Origin of the sequence: Propionibacterium australiense, from assembly GCF_003666605.1 — a bacterium.
In the GTDB taxonomy this organism is placed as follows: domain Bacteria; phylum Actinomycetota; class Actinomycetes; order Propionibacteriales; family Propionibacteriaceae; genus Propionibacterium; species Propionibacterium australiense.
Map to the genome: position 1 here is coordinate 1 of NZ_RCIV01000030.1, position 10,824 is coordinate 10,824.

Below are 10,824 nucleotides of genomic sequence, written 5' to 3' on the forward strand. Positions count from 1 at the left end.
AGCCATCGCAAACCTTAAAACCTGGCACACCCCCAAAACCGGTTACAGGCGCCCCATCAACACCCTCCCAGACACCATCACAGCAATACTCGGAATCATCTTCACCTACACCCTATGAATAAGCCTCGTCGTGTGCTGATATGACCGCCATGTCTCATGATTATTTCATCCACCATCCGAAAAACACCAAGCATTCCAGAGCTGGGTGCCTGCGCTGTGCCGGCTCAGGCCTCGCCGGTCACAACCGCCCCGCCGTCGGGGCGTCCCCACTGCGACCAGGAGCCGTCGTAGAGCAGCCCGTCACCGCGCCCGACCAGTTCCAGGGCGAACAAGATGACGGTCGCCGTGACCCCCGAGCCGCAGGACGCGACGGGCCGGGTGCCCGGTGGGATCGCGGCGTCGAGGATCCGGCGCAGCTCGTCGGGTGAACGCATGAGGCGTCCGTCCACGAGCAGTTCGGTGAAGGGCAGGTTGACCGCGCCGGGCATGTGGCCGGAGCGCAGCCCCGGGCGCGGCTCGGGCACCTGCCCGGTGAAACGCTCGTGGGCGCGGGCGTCGACGACGGTGAACCCCGGATCGGTCAGCAGCGCTTCCAGCCCCGCCAAGGGCACGACGGCCGGCTCGAAGCTCCCGGTCGCCGTGAAGTCGCCGGGTTCGGGGCCCTGGCGCGGGTCGGCCTCCTCGGGCCAGGGCTCGGTGGGCAGGCCGGCGTCCAGCCAGGCGGGCAGGCCCCCGTCGAGGACGCTGACCCGGCCGTGCCCGGCCTGCCGCAGCATCCACCGGGCCCGCGGCGAGGAGAAGATCCCCGTGCCGTCGTAGACGACGACGTGACCGGCGTCGTCGACGCCCAGCCGGCGCACCTGCTCCTGGAAGTGCTCGATGCCGGGCAGTGTGTGGGGAAGGTCCGAGCCGGGCGCGGCCATGGCCTCGTCGTGGTCGAACCACCGGGCGCCCGGGATGCGCGGCGAGGACGGCGACGGGCCCATCGTGGCGTCGAGCACCACCAGGCCCGGCTCGCCCAGGTGCTCGGCGAGCCAGGACACGTCCACCAGCGCGGGTGCCCCCGCCCCGGTTCCGGCGGCGGGACCTGACGTCCGGGTGCTGTCCGGTGTCGAATCGCTCATCGGTGCTCCTCTCGCGGGACGACGCTGTTCCTGACAGGCCCAGCCTACTGAGCCCGAGCCGTCCTCCGGCAGATCCTCGTCGGGGCGATGAGAGCGGGATGAAAGCACCGTGAAAGCGCCCTCGGACACCGTGGAGTCCATGAGCACAACACCACCGTCCACTCGCCGCGGGGACGGGCCGTCGAACGGCCCGGCCCCTGCGGCGATCGAGGCCCGCGGCCTGCGGCGCCGTTTCGGGTCGTTCACCGCCGTCGACGGACTCGACCTCGTGGTGCCCCGGGGCTCCGTCTACGGACTCCTGGGGCCCAACGGGGCGGGCAAGTCGACCGTCGTGAGGATGCTGACCACGCTGCTGCGTCCCACCGCCGGCGAGGCGCGCGTCATGGGCCATGACCTGCGCCGCGAACCGCATCGGGTGCGCAGCGCCATCGGCGTCGCCGGCCAGTACGCGAGCGTCGACGAGAACCTCACCGGCGCCGAGAACATGCTCCTGTTCGCCCGCCTCACCGGGCTGTCACGCCCCGACTGCCGCACCCGGGCCGACGAACTCCTGACGGCCTTCGACCTCACCGGCGCCGCCCGCAAGCAGGTACGCGGCTACTCCGGCGGGATGCGCCGCCGCCTCGACCTGGCGGTCTCCCTCGTCGCCGCACCGCCCCTGGTCTTCCTGGACGAGCCGACCACGGGGCTGGATCCGCGCACGCGGGAGCAGATGTGGGACGTCGTGACCGATCTCGTCGCCCGGGGCACGACAGTCCTGCTCACCACCCAGTACCTCGCCGAGGCCGACCGCCTCGCCGACCGGATCGGCATCATCGACCATGGGTGCATGATCGCCGAGGGGACGGCGGACGAACTCAAGGACCGCGTGGGCTCCTCGACCCTCACCCTGACGTTCGCCTCAACGGCGGACGAGGACCGCGGGGTCCGGCTCGTCACCGAGATCATGGGCCGGGGCGCCCCCGTCCAGCGCACCGCCGGCCGGGTGCACGTGCTTCTGGCGGCCGGCACCTCCGCGGCGGCGACCGACGTGCTCGTGGCCCTGCGCGGGCAGGAGATCGCCCCGGTGGCCGTCTCCGTCGATCGCCCCAGCCTCGACTCGGTCTTCCTCGCCCTGACCCGGCACGACCCCGAACCCGACACCCAGGAGGCCCCCGCCAGCCGCACCGGCACCGAGGAGAACGCATGAGCAGCACTCTCACCCGACCCAGCCCGCTCACCACCGGCACCCGCCGCCCGCATGCTCGCCGTTTCGCCGAGTCCCGTCTGGTGGCCGACACCGCCGCCATGGCGTGGCGCTCATGGCTGACCATGATGCGCACCCCGGCCGAGTTCTTCGACGTCCTCATCCAGCCGGTCCTGTTCACCGTCATGTTCGGTCAGTTGCTCGGCGGGGCCATCAGCGGTGACGTGCGGAGCTATCTGCCGATCCTCGTCCCCGGCCTGGTCATGACCAATGTGCTCACCACCTGCCAGAGCGTCGGGGTGGACCTTCGTGAGGACATGGACAAGGGTGTGTTCGACCGCTTCCGTGCCATGCCGATGTCACGGCTCGCCCCGCTGCTCGGCCCGATGGCGACCGATCTGCTGCGCTATGGCGTGTGCGGTTCCCTGACCCTGGTCACCGGCGTCGCCATGGGCTACCGGCCCGAACACGGCTGGTGGGGAGGCCTCGGGGTGGTCGTCCTGGCGGCCGGCTGCGGCTGGGCGATCTCCTGGCTCTTCCTTCTGCTGGGCACGCTCTTCCCGTCGGCCCAGGCGGTCACGAGCTTCAACACGATCCTGTTGTTCCCGCTGTGCTATCTGTCCAACGCGATGGTGCCGATCGACACCCTGCCCCACTGGCTGAAGGTCTTCGCCGAGCACAACCCCGTCTCGTACACGGTCAGCGCCCTGCGCTACGTCCTGGACGGGGCGGCGGGTACGGGAGGCGCCGCGGACCTGCGGTGGTCGGTACTGGGCTGCCTCGTCATCGTGGTGGTCGCCGCGCCCCTCACCGTGCGTCGCTACCAAGGCGAGGCCTGAGGGCCCTGCCGGGCACGTGGCCGGGCTCGCCGGTGTCTCACAGTCCTTCGGCGAGCTCGTGAGCCAGCAGGCTCATGCGGGTGAGGAGCTCGGCACGGTTCAGGGCCGCGGCCTCGGCCCTGCTCGCCGCCCAGAGCTCCGGATCGAGCGCCTCCGCCCGGCGCCCGAGCTCGGTCAGCGAGAGCAGCCGGGAGGTCTGGTTGGGGCCGCAGGCCATGGCCGTGGCCAGCAGCCGCGCCCCGGCCCGCCCGGTCTCCGGCCGGCCCACCGCGCAGGACAGGCCCACCGCACAGGCCAGCGCCGTCGTCGTCGGCAGGTCGAACCGGCTCGCGGCGGGGTCGTGCAGGACCTGTCCCAGCACGCGCAGCCCCCTGCGCCGCATCGCCGGGGCCTCGAGTTCCGCCGCGGTGGGCTCGTCCAGTTCGGTGTCGAGGATCAGGCAGATGGCCAGACCGTAGATCTCCCACGGGCTGGCCGCCGGGATGGACGAGTCGCCCCTGACGCGTTCGAGATGGTCCCTTGGGGCGAGGGCAGCCTCGCGCGGCCTGCCCCGCAGCAGCTCCATCTCGCCGCTGAGCAGTGCCGCCACGAAAGCGGCCATGCCGGGCGCCCGCAGCTGGGCGCTGTCGGCCAGGAGCGCAGTGGCCTTCTGCGGGCTAGGGTCGAGATAGACCGCGCAGCATGCGCGCTGGAGTCGCAGCGCCCCGAGGTGGACGTCCCGCATGGCCAGTCGTTCGGCTTCGGCGAGGAGCCGTGAGCACACGGCGCGCGCCATCGCGTAGTCACCGGTCTCCAGCACCAGACGCAGGCCGTCGAGTTCGAGCTCGAGCTCGACGGGTTGCCTGAGCGTCGCCCCGGTGGCGCGCATCCGGGCCAGGAGGGTGCGGTTGAGCGTGACGGCCGTCGTCGAGCTCACCGCGGTTCTCCAGATCCATGACGACCCGGGAACACGCCGCCCAGGCCGTCCACGGATCCGCGTCCTCGACGAGCGCGGGCCATTCGGCGTGGGGCGTGCGCACGACGCGGCGGATGCCCGACAGCCACGCGTCCTCGCCGGGGAAGGAGTCGGGGATGCGTGAGCGCACGGACTCGGGCAGCGGACCCAGGAGCCAGGCGTTCGTCGCGGCGTGGTGGAGGATGAGCATCCGGGCGGTGTTGCCGCGCGGATCCGGCGCGGGAGTCGTCGCGGCTTCGAGCAGGCGGGGGATCCACGTGGCGAGCCGGTCGTAGTACCAGCTCGACGTCCAGCAGAGCAGCAGCGCCGCCCCGAGGACGAGGGCGTCCTCGGGCCTCGTGCCCCGGCCGTCATCGCCCAGGGCCCTGGCGAGCTCGCCGACCAGGCTGGGCTCCTCGGCCAGGAGCGTGTCCGTCGTCTCCGGGACGGCCCGCCCCTGGGCCAGGTCGAGGGCCTCCTCGGCCAGCCCGAGCGTCCAGCGGCGTACCGACTCGTGGGCGGGGCCGGCGTCCGGGCCCTCGTGGAGCCGGTCCAGGACGCGCTCGCGGACCGAGGCGAGCATGTGCAGGCGGGGAGGATCGGCCGCGTCGACGTCGAGGAGGGAGTGGGAGACGAGGGCGTCGACGAGGACGGCCGCCTCCGGGCCGAGCACGCCCTCGATCGTCTCGAGCCTGAAGCCGTCCGCGAGCAGCGCGCACCGCGAGAGCGCCCGGCGCTGATCGTCCGACAGCAGCTGCCAGGACCAGTCGATGACGGCGGTGAGGCTGCGCTGCCGATCGGGCAGGTCGCGGGGCCCGCCCTGGCCCGGGAGCTCGTTCCCGAGACGTTCGGTGAGCTGGCCGACGGACATGACACGGGTCCGCGCCGCGGCGAGCTCGATGGCCAGGGGGACGCCCTCCAGGGCGGGCAGCAGCCGGTCCAGGTCGTCGGCGTCGACGTGCTGGCGGGGCCGGGCGGCCAGCGCCCGCTGAGTGAACAGGGCGGCTGCGGCCTCGGCGCTCAGCGGGGCGAGACGGTGGACGTGCTCGCCGGCGAGATCGAGTGTCCGCCGGGAGGTCACGAGGACGTGAAGGCGCGGTGCCGCGGCCAGCAGCTGTCCGAGGAGCCCGGCCAGGGGTTCGACGACGTGCTCGCAGTCGTCGAGGACGAGAAGTGTGCCAGGAGCCGACACCGCTCGGACGAGCCCGGACCGGGGGTCCTCGCCGGCCCGGGTGCCCTGGCCCATGGCGCCCAGCAGTTCCCGGGCGAGCCGTGCCACTGCTGGGCGCCGATCCTCCGGCGAGCGCGGCGAGTCGCCGCCGGCCGGTCGCGGGCAGACCGATGTCAGGGTGAGGGCCCTGACCACCGGCAGGGGAGCGGCGGAGGCGATCTCCTGCGCCAATCGGGTCTTGCCGACGCCGCCGGGGCCGGTGATCGTGACCAGCCGGCCGGTCGCCACGGCGTCCGTGACGGCGAGGATGTCGGCCTCGCGGCCGAGCAGGGGCGTGGGGTGCGTCCGCACGCCCTGCCGCACGGGGTTCTCGGCGGCGAGTGCCGCCTCGTGCGCCGCGCGCAGCTGCGGGCCTGGGACGGCGCCGATCCGACTCAGGCGCTGTCGGTAGTCCTCGTAGCGTCTCAGCGCCGCCGCCGGCGACACGGCCCAGGCCTCGGCGCGCACGAGGGCCGCCAGGACGGCCTCGTCATCAGGCAGTTCGGGGACGAGCCCGAGCAGGAGCGGTACGGCCTCCCGGCAACGGCCGAGGGTCTCGAGGGCGAGGGCACGGGCCCGGTGGCAGCGCCTCAGCGCCGCTGCGGCCCGGGCGAGCAGCAGGCCGCGCGGCGAGTCGGCGTCCTCGGCCGCCGCATCGGGGATGGCCGGGAGCTCCTCGGTGAGTCCTACCACGGAGGAGGGCGTGCGCCGGGTGAGGGCATGGGAGACCTGTTCGGAGCGCCGGAGCAGATCGGTGAAGTCGACCTCACCGGCCCCCAGCGTGAGCGCGTAGCCATCGCCCCGGCGCACAAGGGCCCCCTCGCCCAGCAGCCTGCGCGTCCGAGAGACGACGACCTGCAGGGACTGACGCGGGTGCTCGGGAGGGTCGTCGGGCCACACGGACGCGACGAGCTCGCCTTGGCCCAGTGGCGCCCCCTCGGCCAGCGCGAGCGCGTGGACGAGCGCAGATGCCCGTCCGGTCAGCGCCCGCCCTCCGTACGCGGGCGGCTCTCGCAGCAGGAGAAGGCGCGTCGGGCGAGTGGTCCGGGAGTCCGAGGGGGCCGCGCCGTGCTGCACCATCGATCACTCTCCCGGGGTCGTGGGTCCGTGGAATGGACTCGGGTCATCATCCCACGAGGTGCCGGGCGGGGCGGGTGAGAACGCATGATGGCACGGGCGGTCCCGCGGTCCCAGCCCCGGGCAGGAACCGGCGCGCTGGGGCCGCTGCACCGTCGGAGGTCTCAACTGTTCGAGCCACGGGGCTCCGTCGGCCTTGCTGTGGTTCTGTGCCAGCGCCGATCCGGACGGATGTCCCGGCCTCGGACCGTGGGGGTGACAGCACTGTCGCTCAGGGCTGCGTGGCGGGAATATCACCACCCGAAACAGAGTTGAGTGAGGTAGACTCAACTTAGTCTTCGTTCGAGCAAGAAGGACCCATGGACACCGAGAAACTCACCACGATGAGCCGTGACGCGGTCACGACCGCTGTGCGGCTGGCCCTCACCGAGGGCAACCCGACCGCCGAGCCCGTGCACCTGCTGCACGCCATGCTGATGGTGCCGGAGAACTCCGTCGGTCCGCTGCTGAGCGGCGTCGGCGCGGATCCCGCGCGCATCGACACCGAGACCCAGCGCGCCATCAAGCGACTCCCCAGCACCAGCGGCTCGTCGGTCTCCCAGCCCCAGCTGTCCGGCGCGTTCGCGCGCGTCATGGCCGACGCCGAGAACCGGGCCGACCAGCTGGGCGACCAGTACGTCAGCACCGAGCACCTGCTCATCGCCCTCACCGCCGTGGCGGGCGAGGCCCAGACCATCCTGTCCGGCGCGGGCGTGGGCACCGAGGCCCTCGAACAGGCCTTCAACGAGTCCCGCGGCGACCGGCGCATCACCAACCCCGAGGCCGAGGGCGGCGAGAGCGCGCTCGACAAGTACTCCGTCGACCTCACCAAGGAGGCCGCCGACGGCAAACTCGACCCCGTCATCGGCCGGGACGCCGAGATCCGGCGCGTCGCCCAGGTGCTCAGCCGCCGCACCAAGAACAACCCGGTGCTCATCGGCGAACCCGGCGTCGGCAAGACCGCCGTCGTCGAGGGCCTGGCCCAGCGCATCGTCAAGGGCGACGTGCCCGATTCGCTGCGCGGCCGCCGCCTCGTCTCGCTCGACCTGTCCTCCATGGTGGCCGGCGCGAAGTACCGCGGCGAGTTCGAGGAACGCCTCAAGGCCGTCCTCAAGGAGATCCAGGAGGCCTCCGGCCAGGTCATCACCTTCATCGACGAGCTGCACACCGTCGTCGGGGCGGGCGCCTCCGAGGGCTCGATGGACGCCTCGAACATGCTCAAGCCCATGCTCGCCCGCGGCCAGCTCCGCCTCATCGGCGCCACGACCCTCGACGAGTACCGCGAGCGCATCGAGAAGGACCCCGCCCTGGAACGCCGCTTCCAGCAAGTGTTCGTCGGCGAGCCCTCCGTCGAGGACACCGTCGCCATCCTGCGCGGCCTGCGCGAACGCTACGAGGCCCACCACAAGGTGCGCATCACCGACTCGGCACTCGTCGCCGCCGCGCAGCTCTCGCACCGCTACATCACCGGCCGTCAGCTGCCCGACAAGGCCATCGACCTCGTCGACGAGGCCGCCAGCCGGCTGCGCATGGAGATCGACTCGAGCCCCGAGGAGATCGACAACCTGCGCCGCCAGGTCGACCGGCTCACGATGGAGCAGTTCGCCGTCGAGAAGGAGGACGACCCCGCCTCCAAGGCCCGCCTGGCCCACCTGAGCCAGGAACTGGCCGACGCGAAGGAGGAGCTGCGGGGCCTGGAGGCCCGCTGGGCCGCCGAGAAGGAGGGGCTCAACAGGGTCGGCGAGCTGAAGACCCAGATCGACGCCCTGCGCACCGACGCCGAGCGCTACACCCGCGACGGCGACCTCGCGCGCGCCAGCCAGATCCTCTACGGCGAGATCCCGGCCCTGGAGAAGCAGCTCGACGAGGCCACCGCCGCCGAGGAGGACGGCCAGCGCACCGCGATGGTCTCCGAGGAGGTCACCAGCGAGGACATCGCCGAGGTCATCTCGGCCTGGACGGGCATCCCCGTCGGCAAGATGCTCGAGGGCGAGAGCACCAAACTGCTTGACATGGAGAACCGGCTGGCCGTCCGCCTGGTGGGCCAGAAGACCGCGGTGAGGGCGGTCTCCGACGCCGTCCGGCGCGCCCGGGCCGGCATCTCCGACCCGAACCGGCCGACCGGCTCGTTCCTGTTCCTGGGCCCCACCGGCGTCGGCAAGACAGAGCTGGCCAAGGCACTGGCCGAGTTCCTCTTCGACGACGAGACCGCCATGGTGCGCATCGACATGAGCGAGTACATGGAGAAGCACGCCGTCTCGCGTCTGGTCGGCGCCCCGCCCGGCTACGTCGGCTACGAGGAGGGCGGCCAGCTCACCGAGTCGGTGCGGCGCCGTCCCTACTCGGTGGTGCTGCTCGACGAGATCGAGAAGGCCCACCCGGACGTCTTCAACATCCTGCTGCAGGTGCTCGACGACGGCCGCCTCACCGACGGGCAGGGGCGCACCGTCGACTTCCGCAACACGATCCTCATCCTCACCAGCAACCTCGGCTCGCAGTACATGGCCGATCCGACGTTGAACGAGCAGGAGCGCCGCGACCGGGTGATGGCCGTCGTCCGCGACGCCTTCCGGCCCGAGTTCCTCAACAGGCTGGACGAGATGGTGCTCTTCGACGCGCTGAGCCGCGAGGACCTCGACCGCATCGTCGAGATCAACCTCGACCGGCTCAACCGGCGGCTGGCAGAGCGCCGGATCACGGTCGAGACCACCGAGGCGGCCCGGGCCTGGCTGGCCGACACCGGCTACGACCCGGTGTACGGCGCCCGCCCGCTGCGTCGCCTCATGCAGACCACCGTCGAGGACCAGCTGGCCCGCGCCATGCTGTCCGGCGGCGTCACCGACGGCCAGCGCGTCCGCTTCGACCAGGACGGTGGCACGGGGCTGCGCATCGCCGAGACGATCGACGAGGATCAGCGGGACTGAGCGGGCCGGGCCGGGGCCCACCGGCGCGTCGGAGACGCACCGGGCAAGCAGGTCCCCGGAGACGGGAACCGTCTCGGCTCCCACTGACACGGCGGAGGTGCCGCACCCCAGGGGTGCGGCACCTCGTCATGTGCAGGTCACTCGGTGCCGATGGCCTTGTCGGCCTTCTCGGCGGCCTTGTCGATCTGTTCGTCGAACTTGCCGCCAGTGACCTTCTTCGCCGTGTCCTTCGCCTTGCCGAGGAGTTGGTCGCTGGCCTTCTCGACCTGATCGCTGTGGAGCGCGTCCCCGGCCTTCTTCGCGAGATCATCCAGACCCATGCAGTTCTCCTTTCGTCGGCCAGACGGGCGCCGGGCGGCGCCCGCCGCACCCCATCGTGCCAGCAGGTCGTCCCGGCCGCCAGCGCGGCGCTAGCCTGGCCACGTCCCCGCCGGGCCGGGGCCGTCGAGTGGGGGAGGGCGCGATGGGCGAGCAGCCGCACGACGATTCCGTCCTGCGTGTCGTCCCCGACCGCTACGTGCCGGGTGCCTTCGTCGTCGCTGGCGGCGGGGTGGAGCACTCGTTCATCGACCCGGCCGATCCCACGCACGTCGAGTTCCCCTACATGGAACGCATCTGCGAACTGATCGACCTGTGGGCGCCGGCCGGTGAGCGCTTCCGCGTCGTCCATGTCGGGGGCGCGGGCATGACACTGGCCCGCTACGTCGCGCACACCCGCCCGACCTCGCCGCAGATCGTCCTCGAACCGGACGCCGGGCTGACCGCCGAGGTGCGCGAGAAGCTGCCGCTGCCGCCCCGCTCCGGCATCAAGGTGCGTGCCCAGGACGGCCGCACCGGCCTGGCCGCCATGCCCGCGGACTACGCCAAGATGATCATCGTCGACGCCTTCACCGACCTGTCCGTGCCCGGTGAACTCGTCACTGCTCAGGCCTTCGCCGAGTACGCCAGGGTGCTCACCCCGCGCGGCGTCGTGGTGCTCAACGTCACCGACACCAGGCCGTTCAGCTGGGCTCGCGGCGTCCTGGCCGGGGCCGCCACCTGTTTCAGCGAACAGGCGGTCAGCTCCGAACCGGCGATCCTCAAGGGCCGCCGCATGGGGAACCTCGTCATGCTCGCCTCGAACCGGCGGCTCCCCATGGAGGACCTGCTGCGCAGGGGCGCCTCGGCGGTCTTCCCCTACCGCTGGATCCAGCCCGACGAGATGACCCGCTGGCGCGGGCGGGTCGAGCCCTTCGACGACACGGCGCCCGTACCCAGCCCGATAACCCGAGACGCCCGGACGCTGTAACAAAGAGAGGGAAAACCTATCCAAGGAAAAATTTAGTATGGCCGTCATGAAACAAAACCGTATTCTTGATGGATTTCTGGTCTTGTTTTCGGATATGATTGGGGCATGCAGGTTGAGGTCACCCCGGAAGAAACCGCTGTTCTGATCAGGTGGAAGAAACGTACAGACAATTACATGCTGGTGCGGATGAAAGCCGAAGCCAT

7 protein-coding genes are annotated in these 10,824 nt (G+C 71.5%); 4 read left to right on the top strand and 3 right to left on the bottom strand.

Translation table 11 applies throughout. The annotated features are described in order from the left end of the window. Positions 1-224: 224 nt before the first annotated feature. The gene (locus D9T14_RS12785; protein WP_119162902.1) at positions 225-1,124 is read right to left on the bottom strand and encodes a sulfurtransferase; all 900 of its coding nucleotides are present in this window, start codon (positions 1,122-1,124) and stop codon (positions 225-227) included. 139 nt (positions 1,125-1,263) lie between these two features. Here D9T14_RS12785 and D9T14_RS12790 point away from each other — a divergent pair, with 139 nt between their 5' ends. Together D9T14_RS12790 and D9T14_RS12795 are read left to right on the top strand one after the other, a co-directional pair. Further along, on the top strand, positions 1,264-2,313 hold the full coding sequence (locus tag D9T14_RS12790; protein WP_119162908.1) for an ATP-binding cassette domain-containing protein: 1,050 nt from the start codon (positions 1,264-1,266) through the stop codon (positions 2,311-2,313). Further along, a complete protein-coding gene (locus D9T14_RS12795; RefSeq protein WP_119162903.1) occupies positions 2,310-3,149 on the top strand; it encodes an ABC transporter permease in 840 nt (279 codons plus the stop codon). Before D9T14_RS12790 ends, D9T14_RS12795 begins: the two co-directional genes overlap by 4 nt. 782 nt (positions 3,150-3,931) lie before the next feature. Here D9T14_RS12795 and D9T14_RS12800 read toward each other — a convergent pair. Continuing rightward, entirely contained in the window at positions 3,932-6,373 is a 2,442-nt protein-coding gene (locus D9T14_RS12800; RefSeq protein ID WP_119162904.1) for an AfsR/SARP family transcriptional regulator, read from the bottom strand. A 356-nt stretch (positions 6,374-6,729) separates the two neighbouring features. On the opposite strand from D9T14_RS12800, the gene clpB reads away from it, so the two are divergent. Beyond that, the gene (clpB, locus tag D9T14_RS12805) at positions 6,730-9,333 is read left to right on the top strand and encodes an ATP-dependent chaperone ClpB (protein WP_119162905.1); all 2,604 of its coding nucleotides are present in this window, start codon (positions 6,730-6,732) and stop codon (positions 9,331-9,333) included. Between the two features lie 137 nt (positions 9,334-9,470). On the opposite strand, the gene D9T14_RS12810 is transcribed toward clpB, so the two are convergent. After that, complete coding sequence (locus D9T14_RS12810) at positions 9,471-9,653, bottom strand: Rv0909 family putative TA system antitoxin (protein ID WP_119162906.1); 183 nt, start codon at positions 9,651-9,653, stop codon at positions 9,471-9,473. Positions 9,654-9,796: 143 nt separating this feature from the next. Between D9T14_RS12810 and D9T14_RS12815 the strand changes: the two genes are divergently transcribed. Beyond that, positions 9,797-10,621, top strand: a complete 825-nt coding sequence (locus D9T14_RS12815; RefSeq protein WP_119162907.1) for a spermidine synthase — start codon at positions 9,797-9,799, stop codon at positions 10,619-10,621. Positions 10,622-10,824: the final 203 nt, after the last annotated feature.